This is a genomic window from Burkholderia sp. HMSC10F09, from assembly GCF_001806955.1.
In the GTDB taxonomy this organism is placed as follows: Bacteria; Pseudomonadota; Gammaproteobacteria; order Burkholderiales; family Burkholderiaceae; genus Burkholderia; species Burkholderia multivorans.
On the sequence record NZ_KV786916.1, the window covers coordinates 1 to 19,372 of the forward strand.

General features: G+C 68.4%; 19 protein-coding genes. 10 read left to right on the forward strand and 9 right to left on the reverse strand.

The features are described from left to right. Positions 1-638, forward strand: a 638-nt coding sequence (locus HMPREF3115_RS26495) for a DUF4142 domain-containing protein (RefSeq protein ID WP_256276442.1), incomplete at its 5' end; no start/stop codon positions are given. 45 nt (positions 639-683) lie between these two features. On the opposite strand, the gene HMPREF3115_RS26500 is transcribed toward HMPREF3115_RS26495, so the two are convergent. The 3 genes from HMPREF3115_RS26500 to HMPREF3115_RS26510 form a co-directional block, all read right to left on the reverse strand. Then, positions 684-1,184, reverse strand: a complete 501-nt coding sequence (locus HMPREF3115_RS26500; protein WP_006413678.1) for a PRC-barrel domain-containing protein — start codon at positions 1,182-1,184, stop codon at positions 684-686. 116 nt (positions 1,185-1,300) lie between these two features. Further along, a complete protein-coding gene (locus HMPREF3115_RS26505) occupies positions 1,301-1,732 on the reverse strand; it encodes a CBS domain-containing protein (RefSeq protein ID WP_035488124.1) in 432 nt (143 codons plus the stop codon). Between the two features lie 341 nt (positions 1,733-2,073). Beyond that, a complete protein-coding gene (locus tag HMPREF3115_RS26510; RefSeq protein WP_070556768.1) occupies positions 2,074-2,325 on the reverse strand; it encodes a hypothetical protein in 252 nt (83 codons plus the stop codon). A gap of 138 nt (positions 2,326-2,463) precedes the next feature. On the opposite strand from HMPREF3115_RS26510, the gene HMPREF3115_RS26515 reads away from it, so the two are divergent. The 5 genes from HMPREF3115_RS26515 (at position 2,464) to HMPREF3115_RS26535 (ending at position 8,546) form a co-directional block, all read left to right on the forward strand. Further along, positions 2,464-2,763, forward strand: coding sequence for a hypothetical protein (locus tag HMPREF3115_RS26515; protein ID WP_006403550.1), 300 nt, complete (start codon positions 2,464-2,466; stop codon positions 2,761-2,763). A gap of 314 nt (positions 2,764-3,077) precedes the next feature. Next, positions 3,078-3,389, forward strand: a complete 312-nt coding sequence (locus HMPREF3115_RS26520) for an ATP-binding protein (protein ID WP_006397065.1) — start codon at positions 3,078-3,080, stop codon at positions 3,387-3,389. Positions 3,390-3,419: 30 nt separating this feature from the next. Beyond that, on the forward strand, positions 3,420-4,457 hold the full coding sequence (locus HMPREF3115_RS26525) for a MipA/OmpV family protein (protein ID WP_371089516.1): 1,038 nt from the start codon (positions 3,420-3,422) through the stop codon (positions 4,455-4,457). 88 nt (positions 4,458-4,545) lie between these two features. After that, the gene (locus tag HMPREF3115_RS26530; protein ID WP_070556772.1) at positions 4,546-6,249 is read left to right on the forward strand and encodes a VRR-NUC domain-containing protein; all 1,704 of its coding nucleotides are present in this window, start codon (positions 4,546-4,548) and stop codon (positions 6,247-6,249) included. Further along, positions 6,246-8,546 carry an ATP-dependent DNA helicase gene (locus tag HMPREF3115_RS26535; protein WP_070556795.1) on the forward strand — a complete coding sequence of 767 codons (2,301 nt, stop codon included), beginning with the start codon at positions 6,246-6,248 and terminating at the stop codon, positions 8,544-8,546. The genes HMPREF3115_RS26530 and HMPREF3115_RS26535 overlap by 4 nt, the downstream gene beginning before the upstream one ends. A gap of 30 nt (positions 8,547-8,576) precedes the next feature. Here HMPREF3115_RS26535 and HMPREF3115_RS26540 read toward each other — a convergent pair whose 3' ends face one another. Continuing rightward, positions 8,577-9,347: an IclR family transcriptional regulator domain-containing protein gene (locus tag HMPREF3115_RS26540; protein WP_006403543.1), complete on the reverse strand. Its 771-nt coding sequence runs from the start codon at positions 9,345-9,347 to the stop codon at positions 8,577-8,579. Between the two features lie 258 nt (positions 9,348-9,605). Here HMPREF3115_RS26540 and HMPREF3115_RS26545 point away from each other — a divergent pair, with 258 nt between their 5' ends. Both HMPREF3115_RS26545 and HMPREF3115_RS26550 read left to right on the forward strand, forming a co-directional pair. After that, positions 9,606-10,034 (forward strand): antitoxin Xre/MbcA/ParS toxin-binding domain-containing protein, encoded by a 429-nt coding sequence (locus HMPREF3115_RS26545; protein WP_053298539.1) that lies wholly within the window; start codon positions 9,606-9,608, stop codon positions 10,032-10,034. Next, on the forward strand, positions 10,031-10,504 hold the full coding sequence (locus tag HMPREF3115_RS26550; RefSeq protein WP_070556773.1) for an RES family NAD+ phosphorylase: 474 nt from the start codon (positions 10,031-10,033) through the stop codon (positions 10,502-10,504). The genes HMPREF3115_RS26545 and HMPREF3115_RS26550 overlap by 4 nt, the downstream gene beginning before the upstream one ends. 102 nt (positions 10,505-10,606) lie before the next feature. Here the strand turns inward: HMPREF3115_RS26550 and HMPREF3115_RS26555 are convergent, their stop codons facing one another. Further along, positions 10,607-11,908, reverse strand: coding sequence for a UDP-N-acetylglucosamine 1-carboxyvinyltransferase (locus HMPREF3115_RS26555; RefSeq protein ID WP_070556775.1), 1,302 nt, complete (start codon positions 11,906-11,908; stop codon positions 10,607-10,609). A 223-nt stretch (positions 11,909-12,131) separates the two neighbouring features. Further along, positions 12,132-13,439 (reverse strand): shikimate transporter, encoded by a 1,308-nt coding sequence (gene shiA / locus HMPREF3115_RS26560; RefSeq protein WP_006403537.1) that lies wholly within the window; start codon positions 13,437-13,439, stop codon positions 12,132-12,134. 354 nt (positions 13,440-13,793) lie between these two features. Between shiA and HMPREF3115_RS26565 the strand changes: the two genes are divergently transcribed. Continuing rightward, the gene (locus HMPREF3115_RS26565; protein WP_006403536.1) at positions 13,794-14,921 is read left to right on the forward strand and encodes a 4-hydroxyphenylpyruvate dioxygenase family protein; all 1,128 of its coding nucleotides are present in this window, start codon (positions 13,794-13,796) and stop codon (positions 14,919-14,921) included. Between the two features lie 99 nt (positions 14,922-15,020). On the opposite strand, the gene HMPREF3115_RS26570 is transcribed toward HMPREF3115_RS26565, so the two are convergent. The 3 genes from HMPREF3115_RS26570 to HMPREF3115_RS26580 all read right to left on the reverse strand — a co-directional run bounded on the left by HMPREF3115_RS26570 (position 15,021) and on the right by HMPREF3115_RS26580 (position 17,984). Further along, positions 15,021-16,355, reverse strand: a complete 1,335-nt coding sequence (locus HMPREF3115_RS26570; RefSeq protein WP_070556777.1) for a type II toxin-antitoxin system HipA family toxin — start codon at positions 16,353-16,355, stop codon at positions 15,021-15,023. Between the two features lie 2 nt (positions 16,356-16,357). Then, a complete protein-coding gene (locus tag HMPREF3115_RS26575) occupies positions 16,358-16,843 on the reverse strand; it encodes a helix-turn-helix transcriptional regulator (RefSeq protein WP_006403534.1) in 486 nt (161 codons plus the stop codon). A gap of 481 nt (positions 16,844-17,324) precedes the next feature. Further along, the gene (locus tag HMPREF3115_RS26580; RefSeq protein ID WP_070556779.1) at positions 17,325-17,984 is read right to left on the reverse strand and encodes a cation diffusion facilitator family transporter; all 660 of its coding nucleotides are present in this window, start codon (positions 17,982-17,984) and stop codon (positions 17,325-17,327) included. Between the two features lie 267 nt (positions 17,985-18,251). Between HMPREF3115_RS26580 and HMPREF3115_RS26585 the strand changes: the two genes are divergently transcribed. Beyond that, positions 18,252-19,265: a DNA-binding protein gene (locus HMPREF3115_RS26585; RefSeq protein WP_035487677.1), complete on the forward strand. Its 1,014-nt coding sequence runs from the start codon at positions 18,252-18,254 to the stop codon at positions 19,263-19,265. Positions 19,266-19,372 lie beyond the last annotated feature (107 nt).

Here is a 19,372-nt window from a genome sequence, read left to right on the forward strand (position 1 = left end):
CAGCCGCGTGGCGTTGGGCGCGGCCGCGCGTCCGGCGGCGTGCGCGATATGCGGCGTGTGCGGTGGGGCTAGCGGCGGTGGGCTTGCTGACGGCGGCCTCGGCAGAGGCAGAGGCTTCGCCCGCGTCGTCGGCGCACGTCGCGCCCGGCGTCGTGAGCCCCGCGCCGACCGGCGACGAGGCCGACATGGCGCGCCGGCCGTCCGGCATCGATGCGGAGTTCGTCGACAAGGCCGCGATGCTCGGCAAGACCGAACTGCTCGCGAGCGAGCTCGCGGCCGAGCGTTCGTCGAACGCAGAGGTCAAGGCGTTCGCGCGAAGGATGATCGACGAACACGAACGGATCGCGCGCGAACTGCGCCGGCTCGGCGCGGACAAGGGCGTACCGGTCCAGACGCGAATGCTCGTCGATCCGGCGCTGAACACGCTGCGCACGCTGAGCGGCCCTGCGTTCGACCACGCGTACGTGCAACTCGCGGGGCCCGCTGCACACGAAGAGGCGATCCGCGCGTATGAAGCAGAGGCGCGCGACGGACACGACGCACAACTGCGTGCGTTCGCCGCGCGCACGCTGCCGATGCTCAAAAATCATCTTGCCGCTGCACGCGCGCTCGCGAACGCCGTTGCGGGCGCGCGCTGATGGCGGCCATGCGCGAGTGCCGGCACGCGCCGGCGCGCCCATTCGCTAGCGACGCCGCGTTTCGTCTTCCGGGCCGCCCGGCGATGCTTCGTACGGCGGCGAATCGATCGCCGTTTCGCCTTCCTCGATGACCCAGTACGGCGTGCTGCCGTAATACGCGTGGACGGTCTCGGCCCAGGTCGCATCGGCCATCGCCGGCCAGTGGTCCTTGTCGAAGCCGGGCGCATCGCGCACGCGCTCCGCGGTGACCGGCAGCACGAAACAGCGGCGCTCGGCGTCGAGCGTGAGCCGGTTCCACGGCACCGCGAGCAGCTTGTCGCCGATCCCGAGCAGGCCGCCCGACGATACGACCGCGTACGCGATATGGCCGGATCGGACATCGAGCATGATGTCGGCGATCTTGCCGATGTCGTCGCCGTCCGTCGTCACGACGCGGTCGCCTTGCAGCGTACCGGCGGCCATCACGTCGGGCCCCGGTCCGTTCGAGCGCCGGCCGGCGCGGCCGACGATGCGGGCGCCTTCGGCGGGTTGTCTGTCGGCTGTCATCGCGTACCTCCTGTTCGAAGTGCGAAGTTCGAAGCGAACGGCATCGGCCGCGGCGGGCGTGGCGGGCCACCTCGTCGGCTGTGGTCGACGCGCCGCTGGCAGCGGCGATCGCCGGCTCAATGGCGACGCGGCAGCGACACGTCCTCGAGCGTGTTGACGAGTTCGTCTCGCGCCGGGCCGCCAGCGCGCGTCGCGATGTCGCCGAGCGACACGATGCCGACCACGCGGCGGTGCCGGTCGAGCACCGGCATCCGGTGCAGCTGCACGTCGGCCATGCGCTGCTGCACGTCGCCGACGCCTTCGTCTTCCGTACACCATTGCACGGGCTCGGACGCGACCGCGCGCACCGGCGTGTCGGGCGAGCGGCCGTGCGCGAGCGCGCGTACCGCGATGTCGCGGTCCGTCACGATCGCGACCAGCTCGCCGTGATCGCAGACGGGCAGCACGCCGATGTCGAACCGCTGCATCAGTTCGGCCGCATGGCGAATGGTGTCGGTCGGTGCGACGCACACCACGTCGCGCGACATGATCTCGTTGACGCGATACATGAACGTCTCCTTCGGGTCCGGGCGGCTGAACGGGCAAACGAGCACGGTGCGTGCCGGCTGCATGCGGCGCGCATGGCGCCGCGCCCGTCGCGGGACGGAGAAATTTGCCAGCCTGCTTGTACATCTTCCACGGCCGGCCGCGCGGCAGCGCGGCGGACCTCAGTGGCCGACGCCGGTGATCGCGACGATCGCGAACACCACTGCGCTTTCGATTGCGGCCAGTGCGGCGACGCCGGCTGCGCCGCTGATTTCATGCCACCTGCGTTCAATGCGTTTCATCAATCTGCTCCGGATTGCCGGCCCGACGACACGCTGCCGCGCATGCGGGCCGGGTGCCGCCGTCAGCCGTGATCGCGGGGCGGGGACGGGACATCCGGCGTGCGACGCGCGCGTTCGCCGGACGGTTTCGCGGGGTCGACGCGCGTGCCGCCGCCGACGGCGGGCGGATCGCTGGCCGGAAACGTCTCCTCGAGTCCCTCGTCGATGCGTTCTTCCGTCTTGTCGTCGGACGGCTTGCGCGACGCGGGGAGAGCGCGGAGCGGGCCGGCGGCCGGTGACACGGCGTCGCGGCTGCCGGTGGCGTGAACGGTCATGGTCGAACCTCCTTTTCGTGACGAAAGCCGCAACGGGCGTGCCTGCGCGCCGGCGACGGCATGGCCCTTGCGGGCCGCTGCGGCCGGCAGCGCGGGCGCAATGCGCGCCGCGGCCGGCGTGGACGAGAGGACAACGCGATGAATGCACCCACGGAAAGAATACGTTACGAGGCCAACGTCTGCGGCGGCGATTTCAGCCACGTGCGCGAACGCTTCGCGACCTGGAAGCGCGAATCGCTGATCTACCGGCCCGAGCGCCGGATGTTCGACGGCAAGGACGAAGTCCGCCAGCTCGACGACACGATCTACGACGGCCCCGAGAGCGCGCAGCGCGCACTCGCTGCATGCTGCCGGCCGTCGGACCGCTACGCGCTCGCCGTGCAGCTCGCGGCGGAAGGGCGCACCATGTGGCTCGTGATGGCGGCATACGCCGACTGAGCGGCTGGATTCGCGGCCCGGCAAACACGGGCAGCCGCGTCCGGGCACGCTGCTTGCGTAAGTCGCCGCGCCATTGACACGCGCGAGCCGTCGCGCAGGAGAGTCATGAAGACGCCATCCATGCTGCACCGTCCCGAACCGACGCCCGACGACTACCCGGAGCCCCCGACGCCCGGACACGACGATCCGGTCGATCCGCCCGTTCCCACGGGCCCGCCGCAGGGCGATCCGCCGTCGCAGCCGCCGCCGATGCGGATGCCGGGCGGAGGCGGTGCGCCGCAGCCGGCCGCGCGATCGCTGAAAGGAGGACCCTCATGGACATTCACGTGCAATCGCCCGACAAGCGCGCGATCGCCCAGGTGCTGGGCCGCTATTTCGAATCGCGCTCGCTGCGTTATCAGATCGAGGAACTACCGGGCGGCGTGCTGCACATCGGTTTTCATGCGAGCGGACGGCCGGCTGCGGTCACCGTCTCGTTCGACGATGCCGCGTACGACGCCTTCACGCATTGGGATGCCAGTCAGAAGCAGCTCGCGCTCGGCCGTCTCGGCGACAGCTTTTCGCAGATGATGGCGCAGCGCAACCCCGCCGCGCCCGGCGCCGACTATCACGTCGAGCGCTTCTGAGTACCGCGCGCCGCATGGACGCAAGGCAAGGTGCCCGCACTCGACGGGCGCTTTGCGGCCGTGCGCCGCGCGGGTAGGATGTTCATTAATTCAGCGGACGCTACGTTCGCATGGCTGCTGCCCGCAGGCAGCGGCCGGCGCACGCTGCGTCCTTCATCAAGCATTCCTTTGCGAACCGACGGAGACTTCATGGCCCCTGTGCGCCCGTTGCTGTCACCCGGCTCACGCCGATTCGTGTTTGGCCTGTCCGCCTGCGCGGCGCTCGCGATCGCGGGCGCACGCGACGCGTCGGCCCAGACGCCTTCGCCGCTCGGCGAGTGGCAATACTCGGCGGGCGTCCCGCTTCAGAAACTGTACGAGCCGACCATGCCGACCTGGCAGGTCAGTGTCGGCGCCGCGATGACGCTGCAGCCGCGCTATGCGGGCTCCGACCGCTATCGCGTGATGGGCGGCCCGAACCTCGACGTGCGCTATCGCGACCTGTTCTTCCTGTCGACGGGCGAGGGGCTCGGCGCGAACGTGCTGCGCGGCCCGAACTGGCGCGTGAGCCTGTCGGTCGGATACGACCTCGGGCGTCGTTCGGCCGACGATCTCGCGCATCTGAACGGGCTCGACAACATCAACGCGGCCCCCGTGATGAAGCTGTCGGCCGACTACGTGGTGTCGAAGGACTTCCCGCTCGTGCTGCGCGCGGACGTGCGACGCAGCATCGGCGGCTCGAACGGCTGGGTCGGCGACTTCTCCGCGTACATGCCGATGCCCGGCAGCAACGAACACTTCTTCTGGTTCGCCGGGCCGACCGTCTCGTTCGCCGACTCGCGCTACATGAACAGCTGGTTCGGCGTGAACCAGGGCGCGTCCGCGCGTTCGGGGCTGCCGGTGTATTCGTCGCGCGCCGGAATCAAGTCGGTCGGCGCCGGCGTGACGATGGTCTGGTTCGTGAACAAGCACTGGTTCGTGACGATGGACGGTGCGATCGAGCAGCTGGTCGGCCGTGCGGCCCGCAGCCCGATCACGCAGCAATCGACGAACGGCGTGTTCGACATGTCGGTCAACTACCGCTTCTAGCCGCGCCGCGCGGTGGGTCCGCGCGTGCGGCGCGGCCGTCACATTTGCTATGATTCGGACCTGTACAAACGTACAGTGATCGAACTCCGTGACGCCATCCTCGCCGCAGCCGCCGGCCTTTTACTACCTGACCAACTTCGAACGCGCGCTCGCCTGGCTCGGCGAGCGCTACGACGACCTGCTCGACGCGGCCGAGCACGCGTTTCTTCGGCATTTCGCGACGCTGCCGCAGGCGTCGCGCGCGTTGCTCGTGCGGATGCTGATGCGCAACGGGCCCGATTTCCGCGCGAGCAAGCTGGTCTACGACGAGATCGGCTGCCCGCTCGATGCCGCGGCGCCGCTCGTCGAATGCGGGTGGGTCGATCCGGCGCCGGCACTGACGCTCGACACGCTGTTCGCGCTGTCGACGAAGGCCGAACTGCTGCAGACGTTTCCGTCGCTCGCCGCGCATGCGGCCGAACGCAAGGCGGACTGGCTCGAGCGCTTGCGGCCCGCACACGATATCGCGCAGACGCTCGACGCGTGGTGCCCGACGAGCGGCGATCGCGTGCTGCGCGTGACGGTCGGCGCGCTCTGCGACCGGTTGCGGCTGATGTTCTTCGGCAATCTCCATCAGGACTGGAGCGAGTTCGTGCTCGCCGATCTCGGCGTGTTCCAGTACGAAACCGTACCGTTCGGGCCGTCGTCGCGTGCGTTCCGGCAACGCGGCGACGTCGACGCGTATCTCGCGCTGCACGCGTGCCGCGAGGCGCTCGACGCATGGCCCGACGATCGCCCGTTCGACGCGCTGCTCGCTGCGATCGACGCGATCGACTGCGCGGAGCAGCCGTGGCTCGCGACGCGCCGCGCGAAGCTGCTGTTCGCGCTCGGGCAGACCTGCGAACGCCGCGCGGACTGGGACGGCGCGCTCGACGCCTATGCCCGCAGCGCGTGGCCCGGCAGCCGACATCGCCGCATTCGCGTGCTCGAACGCGGCGGACGCGACGCCGATGCGTTCGCGCTCGCGCTCGAGGCACGCGGCGCGTACGAAAGCGACGAGGAGCGTCAGCGCGTCGAACGCATGCTGCCGCGCCTGCAGCGGCGCCTCGGCCGGCCGGTCGAGCGCGCGGCCGCGGCGCCTGCGGTGCCGCGCGAAACGCTCGTGCTCGCGCGGCCCGACGTGCCGGCCAGCGTCGAGTACGTCGTGCGCGATCACCTCGCGCAGCCTGAAGCACCGGTCCACTACGTCGAAAACACGCTGATCAATTCGCTGTTCGGGCTGCTGTGCTGGGAGCCCGTGTTCGCGGCCGTACCCGGCGCGTTTTTCCATCCGTTCCAGCGCGGCCCCGCCGATCTCCACGCACCCGATTTCGCCGCGCGCCGCGCGGACGCGTTTGCCGCGTGCTTCGCGCAACTCGAATCGGGCGCGTATCGCGACACGATCCGCCGCCATTACGCGACGAAAGCGGGATTGCAGTCGCCGTTCGTGTTCTGGGGCGTGCTGACCGACGAACTGCTCGAACAGGCGCTCGCGTGTCTGCCGGCCGATCATCTGCGGCTCTGGTTCGTCCGCCTGCTCGCCGACATTCGCGGCAATCGGTCGGGGCTGCCCGATCTCGTGCGCTTCTGGCCCGACGAGCGCCGCTACGAACTGATCGAAGTGAAAGGCCCGGGCGACCGCCTGCAGGACAACCAGACGCGCTGGCTCGCCTATTGCATTTCGCACGGGATGCCGGTGCGCGTCGTCGACGTCGAATGGGCCGACGCGCGCGTCGCGCACGCGGGCGCCGCCGCGATGGAGTGGTCCGCGTGAGCTACGTCGTCGCGGTGCGGGCGATGTGCGAGTTCACCGCGCGGCGCGGCGATCTCGACCTGCGTTTCACGCCCGCGCCGACCGCGCTCGAAGGCATCGCCGGCCACGGCGCGGTCACGTCGAAGCGCGGCGCGGGCTACGAAACCGAGATCGCGCTGAGCGGCACGTGGGGCGTGCTGACCGTGCGCGGCCGGGCGGACGGCTACGATCCGGTGTCGAACCGGATCGAGGAAATCAAGACCTATCGCGGCAGCCTCGACGCGATGCCCGCGAACCATCGCGCGCTGCACTGGGCGCAGGCGAAGGTGTACGGGCATCTGATGTGCGCGGCGCGCGGCCTCGCGCAGATCGACGTCGCGCTCGTCTATTTCGACATCGTCTCCGAGCGCGAGACCGTGCTGACCGAAACGCTGAGCGCGGACGCGCTCGCTGCGTTTTTCGCCGAGCAATGCGCGTGCTTCGTCGGCTGGGCCGAGCGCGAGACCGCGCATCGCAGCGCGCGCGATGCGGCGCTGCGTGCGCTCGCGTTTCCGCATGCGCAGTTTCGCAGCGGGCAGCGTGAGCTTGCCGTGGCCGTCTATCGTGCCGCGCGCGACGAACGCTGCCTGATCGCGCAAGCGCCGACCGGCATCGGCAAGACGCTCGGCACCGTGTTTCCGCTGCTGAAGGCGTGCGGCGAAGGCGAAATCGATCATGTGTTCTTCCTGACCGCGAAAACGCCCGGACGCGCGCTCGCGCTCGAGGCCGCGACGACGCTCGGCGCCGGCACGCCCGCGCTGCCGCTGCGCGTGCTCGAACTGGTCGCACGCGACAAGGCGTGCGAGCATCCCGACCCCGCGTGCCACGGCGACGCGTGTCCGCTCGCGCGCGGCTTCTACGACCGATTGCCGGCCGCGCGCGACGCGGCGATCGACGCCGGGCTGCTCGATCGCGATACGGTGCGCGCGGCCGCGCTCGCGCACGACGTGTGTCCGTACTACCTCGCGCAGGAGCTCGCGCGCTGGTCCGACATGGTGATCGGCGACTACAACTACTACTACGACGGCAGCGCGATGTTGTACACGCTCGCGCAGCAGAACCAGTGGCGCGTCGGCGTGCTCGTCGACGAGGCGCACAACCTGCTCGATCGCGCGCGCAAGATGTACAGCGCGTCGCTCGATCCGTTTGCGTTCGCCGCCGCGCGCGATGCGGCTCCGGCGCCGCTGCGCAAGGCGTTCGACCGGCTGGCGCGCGCGTGGGGCACGCTCAATCGCGCACAGACCGCGCGTTATGCCGCGTATCCGCAGATTCCGGGGCCGATCGTGTCGGCCGTGCAGAATCTCGTCGCCGCGGTCGGCGAGTATCTGGCTGACGCGCCGCGCGCGAACGGCGACGCATTGCTGCGCTTTCATTTCGACGCGATCCAGTTCGGCGTGCTGGCCGACGCGTTCGACAGTGCGTCGATCTTCGACGCGACGCTGCACGGCGAACCGGTCCCGCGTCAGCCGGCGCTCGACGGCGTCGTGCCGGCCGGCCGCCGGCGCCGCGTGCAATCGACGCTGTGCGTGCGCAACGTGATCCCCGCCGGCTTCCTCGCACCGCGCTACGACGCCGCGCGTGCGACCGTGCTGTTCTCGGGCACGCTCAGTCCGTTCCACTTCTATCGCGACACGCTCGGGCTGCCGGCCGATACCGGGTGGCTCGACGTCGACGGGCCGTTCCGCGCGGAGCAGCTGACCGTGCGCGTCGCGAGCCACGTGTCGACACGCTGGCGCGACCGCGACCGGTCGCTCGAGCCGATCGCCGACCTCATCGCCGGGCAGTATGCGGCGCGTCCCGGCAACTATCTCGGCTTTCTGAGCAGCTTCGACTATCTGCAGCGCGTGGTCGCGCTGATGCAGGCGCGGCATCCGGACGTGCCCGTGTGGGCGCAGGCGCCCGGCATGGCCGAGAGCGAACGCGACGCGTTTCTGGCGCGCTTCGATGCCGGCGGCCGCGGCGTCGGCTTCGCGGTGCTCGGCGGCGCGTTTTCGGAAGGGGTGGATCTCGTCGGCGAACGACTGATCGGCGCGTTCATTGCGACGCTCGGACTGCCGCAGGTCAACGACGTCAACGAGCAGATGCGGCGTGCGATGGACGCACGTTTCGGCAACGGCTACGACTACATGTATCTGTATCCGGGGCTGCAGAAGGTCGTGCAGGCGGCAGGGCGCGTGATTCGCACCGAACGGGACGAAGGCGTCGTCCATCTGATCGACGACCGCTATCGACGACGCGAGGTGCGCAACCTGCTGCCGCGCTGGTGGCGGATCGGCTGACGCGTTCGACGCGGCCGCATCGGACGCGCGTTACAGCACGTTCAGCATCGCGAGCGCGGTTTCCTGCAGAAACGGCAGCACGCGCCGCACGGCCGCTTCGGTCGTTTCCGCGCCGATCGGCATGTTCGTGCTCAGCGCGGCGACGACTTCGCCGTGACGGTTCTTCAGCGGCACCGCGATCCCGCGCACGCCGACCTGCAATTGCTGCTCGATCACCGCAAAACCGGCGTCGCGCGCGCGATCGACCTGTTCGAGCAGACGCGCCTTGTTCGTGATCGTATGCGGCGTGAACGGCGGCAGTTCGGTGCGGTCGAGCCAGGCGCGCACGGCTTCGCGGTCCGGATGATGGGCGAGCAGCACGACGCCCGGCGACGTCAGCGGCGCCGGCACACGCGCGCCGAGCACGAAGCCCGTCGTCATCACGCGCGACACGCCGTTGCGCGCGATGAACACCAGCTCCCATTCGTCGAGCACGCTGACGTAGGCCGATTCGTTCAGCGACGCACTCAGTTGCTGCAGATACGGCTGCACGGTGCGCGGCAGCCGCGCGGAATCGAAATACGACCAGCCGACGCGCAGCACGCGCGGCGTCAAACCGTACAGCTTGCCGTCGGTATAGACATAGCCGAGCGATTCGAGCGTCAGCAGATAGCGCCGCGCGGCCGTGCGCGTCAGGCCCGTGCGCGCGGCGGCCTGGGTCGGCGTCATGCGCGCATGCTGGCTGTCGAACGCTTCGAGGATCGCCAGCCCTTTTTCGAGGCCGGCAATCCAGTCGCGTCGGTCGAGTTCGGGCTTTTTCATCGTCGGAGGGCGGTGACTGTATGCGCGGTGATCGCGCGGAATTGGGCGATTATCGCGCAGATTTGTCCAGCAATGGCATGTCGGGCCACGGGGCGGCGTCCATCCGGACAGATTGGCAGGCCGCGTTATCGCGGCAATACGGTTGCGAGCTGTATCCAGCGACGTCCGTATCGCGACACGCGCGCGGAACGGCCTTGATTGCAGCGAGTATCAAGTGGTGTATGATTTGGTATCAATTGATACCAATCGGAGTTGCCCATGCTACTCGTTACCCCGGAAGCCGTGGCCGATGTCATGGGGCTTCAACCAGTGCCCCATACGCTTGCGGAACTCGAAGCGCGGGTGCGCGACGGGCTGCCGAAGTCCGCGTTGCGGGCGGGCGTCGAACACGCGACGCAAGGCGCGGACGCCAGACGCGCGCTGCTCGCGCGCATCATCCCCGAGGCGACCTACAAACGCCGCCGCGATCGGCTGACGCAAGACGAATCCGAAAAGACCGAACGCCTGGCGCGAATCGTCGCGACGACTACCTACGTCTGGAACGATGAAGAGGACGCTCGGGAATTCCTGTCGACGCCGCATCCCGAACTCGAGGGGCGAACGCCGCTCGACGTCGCGCTGACCGAGCTCGGCGCGCGCCGCGTCGAAGAGGTGCTCTGGAAGCTGCACTATGGGCTGCCGGCATGAAGTTGTTTCGCATCGCCGACGCGCGGAACACGATCTGGAGCGGTACCGGCGCGATGCTGGTCGGCGGCCGCTTCAACAGCCCGGGCCGCCCGGTCATCTACGCGGCGTTGACCTTTGCCGGCGCGATGCTCGAAGTGCTCGTGCACGCCCGTATCGGCAAGGTGCCGAAGACCCATGGATGGGTCGAAGCGACGGTTCCCGAGGACATCGTCGTCGAACGCCACACCGCCGATACGTTGCCGGCAGGATGGGACGCGGCAGCGCCGCAACCCGCACGGCGCTTCGGCGATGCATGGTTGGCGGAATCTCGCACGGCGGTCCTGGTCGTGCCGTCGGTCGTCGCACGGGCAGAATTCAACGTACTGGTGAATCCTGCGCATCCTGACGCAGCGCGCATTGTCGCGACCGATCCGCGACCCGTCGTATGGGACGAGCGACTTTTTGTGATGCCGCCGGTCGGACGATCCTAGCGTCTCGCCGATAGCCCGCGGCATGAAGCGCCACGTCACCGCCGATCGAACGTGACAACCGGATGCGGCACGAACCTCATGCGCGCCGCATCCTGCATTGCATTACTCGCTGCTCGTCCACTCCACATTCGCGCCGACCGAGCGCAGGTTCTCGACGAAACGCGGATGCGCGCGCCGGATCGGCAGCGCGTTCATGATTTCGGAGCGGCCTTCGATGCTCGCGGCGACCATCAGCAGCGCGATCGCGACGCGGATGATGTACGGGCTCTCGACACGCGCCGGCGTCAGTTGCAGCCCGCCGAACGTGATCAGCCGGTGCGGATCCGACAGCAGCACGTGCGCGCCGAACTTCGACAACTCGCCGGACCAGCCGAGCGCGCCGTCGTAGACCTTGTTCCAGAACATCGCGCTGCCTTCGGCGCGCACGCCGAGTGCGATGAAGATCGGCAGCAGATCGACCGGCAGGTACGGCCACGGCGCGGCCTCGACCTTAGTCAGGATGTTCTGCGTGAACGGCCGGCGCACGCGCAGCGGGCCGTCGCGCTCGGCGCGCGACCAGCCGTCGCGGTGCGTGACTTGCACGCCGAATTTGGCGAACGTGCGGTCGATCAGCGGAAAGTGTTCGGGCGACGAGTTGCGCACGGTGATGTCGCCGCCGGTGATCGCGCCGAGCGCGAGGAACGTTGCGATCTCGTGGAAATCTTCGGCGAAGCGGAACTCGCCGCCGCCGAGCTTGCTGCCGCCCGTCACGCAGAGCCGCGACGTGCCGATGCCCTCGACCGCGACGCCGATCATCGAGAGGAACTGGCAGAACTCCTGCACGTGCGGCTCGGACGCCGCGTTCATCAGCGTCGACGTGCCGTTTGCCGCGGTCGCGCACAGCGCGAAGTTTTCGGTGGTCGTCACGGACGCATAGTCGAGCCAGTGATCGTTGGCCGTCAGCGGGCCGTCCGCACGCACGATCAGCGAGTCGGACGTGCGTTCGATGTGCGCGCCGAAGCGCTCGAACACCTCGACGTGCGGATCGATTTCGCGCACGCCGAGCGTGCAGCCTTTCACGTCGTTCTCGAGCCGCGCGACGCCGAAGCGCGCAAGCAGCGGCGGAATCAGCATGATCGACGAGCGCATCGCCTCGGGCAGGCGATGGACGGCCGGGTCGAACGTCGTGTTGCGGTGATGGAGTTCGAGCAGGCCGGTCGTGAAATCGACCGACACGTCGCTGCCGAGCGTGCGGAAGATATCGAGAATCTTGCGCACGTCGGTGATGTCCGGCACGCCGATCAGCCGTAGCGGCTGGTCGGTCAGCAGGGTCGCACAGAGGATCGGCAGGACGGCGTTCTTGTTCGCGGACGGCTTGATGTCCCCGCGCAGCGGGGTGCCGCCGTGGACGATGAGATTCGACATGATATGGGGGCGTATCGGTGGCTGACGTAGGCCCATATGATGCCATTGGTCGGCGCAGGGCGTGGAGGGTTCGGACGGGAAAAGGCGCTATCTGCCTGCGGGTTGACAGTGTTTGACTGCTGCATTGCACGTTGCGCCGCACTTGCGAGGCGCGCGCCGCCGGCGAGCAAAAAAGCAGCGGCCGGCCACGATCAGGGCCGGCCGTCGCGTTATCGCAAAGCGATCACTGCGCAGCCCGCATCCGCGCTGCCACCACGAGCGAAATCAGGCAGCCGGCCGCTAGATAACCGGCGACGAGGTGCCACGAGCCGCCGGCCAGGCTGACGAGGCCGACCGCGATGAACGGCGTGAACCCGCCGCCGACGACGCTCGCGAACTGGTAGCCGACGCCCGCGCCGCTGTAGCGATACTCGGCGCCGAACAGTTCGGTGAACAGCGGCTGCTGGACGCTGACGACCATGTCGTGCGCCGCGTTCGCGAGCAGGATCGAGAACAGCACGATCCACGCGATCGACCGCGACTCGAGCGCGACGAAGAACGGCACCGCCGATGCAAGGCCGATCAGCGCGCCGATCAGATAGATGCGGCGCAGCCCGAAGCGATCGGCGAGCCACGCGAAGCACGGAATCGTCACGCAGCTCACCGCGCCGACCAGCAGCCCGATGTTCAGGAACAGATCGCGCGACATGCCGAGGTTCGACGTCGAATAGCTGAGCGCGAACGCGGTGACGATGTACATCGTGAACAGCTCCGCGAGCCGCAGCGCGACGATCAGCAGAAACGCCTTCGGATGACGCGTCAACGCTTCCAGTACGGGCAGCCGCAGCTTGCGGTGGCCGTGCTCGACCTTCTCGACGAACTCCTGCGACTCGTCCATGCTCTTGCGCACCCACAGCCCGATCAGCACCAGCACGATGCTGAACACGAACGGCAGGCGCCAGCCCCAGGTCTTGAACGCGGCGTCGCCGAGCGTGTGGCTCAGGATCGACACGATGCCGGTGGCGAGCACGAGCCCGACGCCGTAGCCGACCTGGACGCCGCTGCTGTAGAACGCCTTCTTCTGCTTCGGCGCACTTTCGACGGCCATCAGCGCCGCGCCACCCCATTCGCCGCCGACCGCGAAGCCCTGGATGGCGCGCATCGCGACCAGCAGCACGGGCGCCCACCAGCCGATCGTCGCGAACGTGGGTAGCAGCCCGATCGCGACCGTCGACAGCCCCATCAGCATCACGGTCAGCACGAGCATTCGCTTGCGGCCGAGCCGGTCGCCGTAATGGCCGAACACGACGCCGCCGAGCGGACGGAACAGGAAGCCGACGCCGAACGTCGCGAACGCCGCGAGCGTCCCCATCGTCGGACTTACTTTCGGAAAGAACTCGGCGTTGAATACGAGCGCGGCCACAATCCCGTACAGCAGGAAGTCGTACCAGTCGACGACGGCGCCGACGAAGCTGCCGATCGCGGCCTTGCGGGCCTGGGTGCGTGCCCGGGCGCCGGCAGCGGCGTCGAGGGTGTCGAAGGTCGGGGTCATGTTGATGTCTCCTGGCACGGGCGCATCAGGCTCGCGGGCCGGTGCCGCGCCGATGCTGCATTGAGTCGATGAGTGAACGGAGAATAGGGCGCGCCCCGCACGCCGGCAATTGGCCGATCGGTCGAGTTGCGCGATTATCGTTCAATTGCGTGCGTTTATCGAACGCTTTTGGGGTTTGCACTGAGCGGCCCCGGCAGTTGGCCGTTCGGCCAGGGTGTGCCGCCGTGAACGATCTGGTTAAAATCTGCACCATCGAAAGTTCGCCCGGCGCCGGCGGATGTCGGCCGTCTCGGCGGCCCGACATGCGGTTGCGCCGCGCCTCGTCCCCATAGAATGCATCCCTCGGAGACTGGAATGTCCGGCAATCCCCATCCACTGTCCAGCGATACGCCGCCCGTCGACGATCCGGCCGCCAATCCGCTCGGGATGGCGGGGCTCGAGTTCGTCGAGTTCGCGGCGCCGGTGCCGGACGCGCTCGCGCAGCGTTTCGAACAGCTCGGCTTCAAGGCGATCGCGCGGCACGTCAGCAAGGCCGTGACGCTGTATCGCCAGGGGCAGATGCATTTCCTGATCAACGCGGAACCGGACTCGTTCGCCGCGCGCTACGCCGAGGAATACGGGATGGGCGTCTGCGCGATCGGCATCCGCGTCGCGAATGCGCGGCGGTCGTTCGAACGCGCGATCGAACTGGGCGCGTGGGCGTTCGAGGGCGAGCGCGTCGGCGTCGGGGAGCTGAAGATTCCGGCGATCCAGGGCATCGGCGATTCGCATCTGTACTTCGTCGATCGCTGGCGCGGGCGCAACGGCCAGCGCGGCGGCGTGGGCGACATCTCGATCTTCGACATCGATTTCCGGCCGATCGACATCGCCACCGCGCACACCGATCTCGATTTCGCGGGCACCGGGCTGCAGCAGGTCGACCATTTCACGCAGACGGTCGGCGCCGGGCGCATGCAGGAGTGGCTCGACTTCTATCACGATCTGCTGCACTTCCGCGAGATTCACGAAATCGATGCGCACTGGCACGTGTCCGAGGAGTCGCGCGTGATGGTGTCGCCATGCGGCGCGCTGCGGATTCCGGTGTACGAGGAAGGCACGCGCCGCACCGAGCTGATGCACGCGTATCTGCCCGACCATCCGGGCGAGGGCGTGCAGCACATCGCGCTCGCGACGGACGACATCGTTGCGTCGGTCGACGCGTTGCGGGCGAACGGCGTCGAGTTCATCGAGCCGCCCGCGCGCTACTACGACGAGGTGGACCGGCGGTTGCCGGGGCACGGCGTCGATCTGGACGCGCTACGCCGCCGCGCGGTATTGATCGACGGCGAGATCGGGGAAGACGGCGTGCCGCGGCTGTTCTTCCAGACGTTCGTCAAGCGCCGGCCCGGCGAAATCTTCTTCGAGATCGTGCAGCGCAAGGGGCATCACGGTTTCGGCGAAGGCAATCTCGCGGCGCTCGCGCGCGCCCGCGACGCAAGCTGAACGCAGGCGCCGCCTGCTGCGCCCGGCCGGTCGGTGCGGCCTTCCCGCGCTTTGCCGATGCGTGTGCGGCGTGCGGGGAGGCTGCCGCGCCGCGCCGCGCTACGCGGCGATCAGCTTGCGGCTCTGGCGTCGCATGCCGTCGAAGATCGCATCGGCGACATCGGCCGGAAAATCGGCCGGCAGGCGTGCGCCGACTTCGGCAATCACCGGTTCCGTGCGCGCCGCGACGGCGGCGAGCGCGGTACGTACGTCGTCGTCGGACAGGCCGACGCGCCGTCCCTGCGCGATCCAGTGGCGCGGCTGGATGTCGGCGATCGCGTAGTGACGATTCTTGCCGCTGACGGCCATCGCGAGTCGCGCGCGACGCGGTGCCAGCTGGTTGCGGCGCGTGCCGATGATCGGATGCGCGGACAGCACGTCGTACAGCGGCGTGCTGCGATACGTGTTGCCGGGCAGAAGCGCGATGCTGAAATTCTTCGCGTGGCCGTCGATCGCCGCGAGTACCCAGAACACGAGCTGCGCGACGAAGAAGTTCATCCGGTCGCGCGCGGCATCGACCGAATTCGCGAGGATGCCCATGATCGTGTCGATGCCGGGGCCGCCGTCCGATTCGTATTTCGCGGCCGGCGGCGTGCCGGTCGCCTGGCACATGTCTTCCTGCGGCAGCCGCAGGATCCACGTGCCGTCGCGCGACAGCCGGCGATCGAAGCGCTCGACGATCAGCACCTTCTGATCGTCGAACCGGCCGATGTCGCAATGGGCGACCGGCAGGCCATAAGCGGCGACGATCTTCGAGCACAGCCACTCGTTTTCGACGGACGTGCGCATGTCGGCCTGCATGTTGCCGACGCGTCCGAGCGGCAGCTTGAAAATGTGCGTCGTCGGCGTGCTGCCGGACGGCACGAGCCAGCGGTTGCCGTGACGCAGCAGCGCCGTCTTTTCCTGCGCGCCGGCGATCGACAGCCGCAGGTCGGCCTCGTGTTCCGCATGACCGGGCAACGGCGCGGCGGTCGACTGGCGCAGCACATCGGCAACCGCCGCGTCGTCGAGCACGGTGCCTTGGATCGTGTCGAGGTCGACCGGCGTTTCGTCGGGCGGCAGCAGTTGCAGGGCGCCGACGCAGTCGCGGCCGATCGACGCAAGCAGCTCGAACGGCGAGGTCGAGCCGAGCCGGTAGCGTTGCGCGATGCGGCGTCGAATCGGCTGACTGTCCGGCAGCAGGTTGTCGAAGTAGCCGGCGACGACCGCGCCGTGATGCGGCTGGTTGCCCGGCGTGAACGGCAAAGACAACGACAGCGGTCGCCCTTGCGGATCGTCGATCCATGTCGGCAGATAGACGAGGCGCTCGACGCCGCGCCTGACTTCCCAATAGCCGACCGGGATGCCGTTCATCCATAGATCGAGGCGATCGTGGCGGGTGGTGCGGACGACCATCGTTACCAGTCCTCCCGCTTTGCGACGCGGCGTTTGCGCGGCGTGGCGGGCGTCCGTTTGCCGGCGGCGCCGACGGGCGTTTTCGCTGCGGGTGCGGTTGCAGCCGTGCCGGCAGCGGCCGGTGCGGACGACGAACGCCGGCGCGCCGGCCGTTTGTTCGGTGCAACCGGTGCATCGGGGAGGGGCGCGGTGTCGGCCGGTGTCGAGTCGCGTCGGCTATTCGCGCGCGTACGAGCGTTGGCGGTAGCGGCGGTTTGCGCGACACCGGCCGAAGCGGCCGGATCGAGCGACAGACGCACGCCGAGCACGTTCAGCACTTTGAAGAGCCGTTCGATGCTGACTGCAGACGGATTCGCTTCGAGCTGCGCGTACGTTTGCTGCGTGACGCCGAGGCGGGCCGCGAGTTGCGCCTGCGTGAGCCCGGCCGATTTGCGGAAGCCGACGAGGATCGGGCGCAATTGGGCCAACGTCTGAACGGGGAAGGACATGGGCGCTCCGGCGAAATACAGGCGATCGTTTGTCATCGAAGAATACAGTCTATGGTATGTATCGGCAAAATACAAGCTGCAGCCTGTATTCGACAAAAACAGACGATAGCCTGTCAGATCGAAGCGTGCGATGCAGCGAGACGAAACGCCGTGCCGCGGTTCGCGGCTGTTCGCGCGACCGGTCGCGCGAACAGCGACTTACGGCAACGTCATCGTCGAGTGGGGCCTTGCCGGCACCCTCGGCTGCCCGAGCGGACTACGCAAACCGTTGCGGCAGCCGCAGCAAGTGCCACTGTTTCGGCGGTATCAAATAAAAAAAGGAGGGCGGCGACCGGTGCCTTGCTTCGGCCGCCGACAATCGACGCCGTGGGCGGCTCGCATACAACCACCATCGTGCGATAACGGCGGCCGCCGTGCTGGGTCCGCCGCGCTGCCTCGACAGAACGATTCCGGCCGCTCGTCGTCCGTATCGGCGTCACGATCACCGGATCGAACGGCTCGCCCACGCCGCCAGACCCGGCCAATACCCGCACGCGCGCCGAACGAAACTCGCGCCGGTCCGGATCACGAGCGCGCCTATCGCCAGTGCGGCGAAATCGTCGACATGACCGAGTCCCACCCACGCTGCACTCATCGCGACCGTCGCGAGCAATGCCGACAACGCGTCGGCGCGCACATGCCAGCCGTTTGCTTCGAGCAGCGCGGAACCCGTTTCCCGCGCCGTGGCGAGCAGCCACCGCGACAGCGCGACCTTGCCGACGAGCGTCACGGCTACCAGTGCAAGCGACAATGCGCCGGGCGCTACGCGCGGCGACGTGTCGAAGTGCGTCGCCGCCTGCCAGATCATTTGCAACCCCGTCGCGACCAGCAACGCGCCGAGCCCGGCAAGCGCGATCGGCTCGAACGTCGGTCGGCGCTCCGGCGGCAGCCGTGCATCCATGCGGCAGGCGACGAGTAACAGCGCGTCCGCGGCGAGATCCACCGCAGCGTGCAGCGCGTCGGCGAGCAGGCCGGACGAATGCGCCGCCCATCCGGCGATGAGTTCGGTCACGAGCAACAGGGCGTTGATCGCGAGACCGATGGCGAGGGCGCGGGAAGTGGCGGTGTAGAGATGAGGCGTGACGCGGGCCGGACGCTGCATGGCGAATTCGTCTGTCGAATCGGGAGCAGCCTCGAACGCTACCGGTCGATGGTGGCATGCGCATGACGGAGCGCAGCGCGGCGAACGCCTTGGGACGGCGCGAAAAGAAGCAGGCGCCCGTGGCGACGTCGATGCGGACTCACCGCCGCGCGAAGCGGCATAGCGAATTTCAACATTATAGAAGTAATGTCAAATACTGCGCCCGAAATAATTGAAAATCCAATGGTTTACGTTATATTATTCACGAAAATCCTCCGCGCATCCGCCATGTCCGACCTGACTGCCGACGAATCCCGCCTCATCGCCGAAATCGACCGCCTGAAGGCCGCCTTCCCGAAAACCCGCGAGCTTTACCGCGAGGTCTGCGCGCTGCTGTTCTTCCGCTTCGGCATCACGCCGACTGCGAACCGTCTGTATCAACTCGTCCGCAAAGGCAGCATGAGCACGCCGACGGCCGTACTCGGCGAGTTCTGGGCCGAATTGAGGGAAAAGAGCCGCGTGCGCATCGAACACCCGGACCTGCCGGCCGACTTGCAGGCCGCCGCCGGAGAATTGGTCGCGACGTTGTGGAGCCGATCGTCGGCCGATGCGGCCGCCGCGCTCGACGCACTGCGCGCCGAAGTCGAAGCCGAACGGGCAGCGGCCAAGGCCGAAGTCGCCGCCTTGCAGTCGGAGCTGGCCCGCACCGAAACCGCGCTCGAGCAGCGCACGGCCGCGTTGCTCGCGGCACAGGTGAGGATTCAGGAGCTGGAGCAGGCGAGGGCGGCCGACGACGCCACGCGCCGCGCCCAGCAAGCCGAAATCGAACGCCTGAAGGCCGATAACGCGGAAGGCGATCGCGCGCTCGCCCAGGCGCGCGCCGACTTCACCGCACAGCTCGATCGGCTGCGCGACGATGCGAGCCGGGCGGAAGAGCGTCTGCGCGCGTCGGAGCGGCGTGCGCTGCAGGAAATCGATCGCGAGCGGCAGGCGGCCGCACGACTGCAAAAGGAACTCGACGCGACGAACGCGCGCGCCGACGAGCGCGACGCACACCTTCGCCGCGAAATCGGCGCGCTGCAGGCGCAGCTTGCCGACAGCCAGCATCGCTGCGGCGTACTGGAAGGGCAGCTCGACGGTGCACGCGCTGCACAGGCGGCAAGCGCCGCCGAGCTCGACGCGCTGCGTGCCGAGCGGGCGTCGGCATCGCGCGTGACGGCGCGTCGCGGCCCGATCCGGCCGATGTCGGCCGTACGCCCCACAAAACCGATCGCGCGGCGCCGCGTGCCCAAACCGGCATGAGGCTAAACAAACCGCAGCAGGCCAACGTTCACGGCGACCCACAAGGCGACCAAACTGCAACGCGCGAACCGTCGCCTCAACGCCGTTAGACGACCGGTCTAATCGCT